Genomic DNA, 1024 nt, shown 5'->3' with positions numbered 1-1024 from the left:
TAATACCAAGATTCACTGATCAGAACCCGTGAGCCCATTCGCGCATGCCGATGGACATGATGCGCCAGGGCTGATCGACGAGCGTGTTCCAGGCGTGACAGCAATGATCGACGATGTCGTCGTAGGAGGCGAAGACGCGGTTGGATAACCAGTTATCGCGCATGAACTGCCAGACATTTTCCTGCGGATTGAGTTCAGGGCTTTTGGCGGGCAGCGCGACGATGGAGATGTTGGCCGGTATCTCGAGCTTGGGCGTCAGATGCCAACCGGCCTGATCCATGAGCAGCACAGCATGGGCCCCTGGCGCGACCGTCAGCGCGATTTCCGCCAAGTGCAGGTTCATCGTCTCGGTGTTGCAGAAGGGCAGGACGAGGCCAGCCGCCTTGCCTTGCTGAGGACAGATCGCACCGAAGATATACGCCGATTTGGTCCGTTGATCGTGCGGTGCCGACGGGCGCGTGCCCTGCTTCGCCCAACGTCTGGTGATCTTGTTCTTCTGACCGATCCGGGCCTCGTCTTGCCACCATATCTCTATTGGGGTGCCGGGCGGGAGGGACGCTCGGACCTGATCCACTTCGGCGGCAAAGCCCCCTTTTTGAAGGCCTCCGCAGCCTCGATGTCCTGAGCGTGATGTTTGGGGCGGGCCGATAATTTCCGGTAGCCCAAGCCACGCAGCTCGCGGCTGAGCGTCGGCCGGGAGACGGACACCGCAAACTCGTCCCAAAGCCATTGGATCAGATCGACGATCCGCCAGCGCACCACCCCATGAACCGCCGGGATAGGGCCTTGCTCGATGATCTCCACCAAAGCCGCACGATGGTTGTCGTTGAGCAGCGATGGCGATCCAGGGGCCTTGCGATCGACAAGGCCGGCAGGGCCGCCCGCGTTGAACTTCAGCACCCAATCCCGCACGATCTGAAGCGTCACACCACCAATCCTCGCCGCTTCAGTTCGGCTCCCGCCCTCGTAAATGGCCGCTAGAGCAAGCAGGCGCCGTGTCTGGGCTCCGTCCTTCGACTGGCGA

1 protein-coding gene is annotated in these 1024 nt (G+C 61.5%); it reads right to left on the bottom strand.

Translation table 11 applies throughout. The features are described 5' to 3' along the window. Positions 1-19: 19 nt before the first annotated feature. A protein-coding gene (locus AC3WJD_RS21995; protein ID WP_492748988.1) for an IS630 family transposase occupies positions 20-1024 on the bottom strand; the annotation gives its coding sequence in 2 pieces (ribosomal slippage) (positions 20-559 and positions 562-1024; 1003 coding nt annotated over the 2 pieces). This gene is flagged as partial in the annotation.

The sequence above is a fragment of the Sphingobium sp. FW306-1B-F04DB genome (assembly GCF_058781925.1).
Note: the sequence above shows the minus strand (reverse complement) of the source record. Positions and strands in the feature narration are given on the sequence as shown.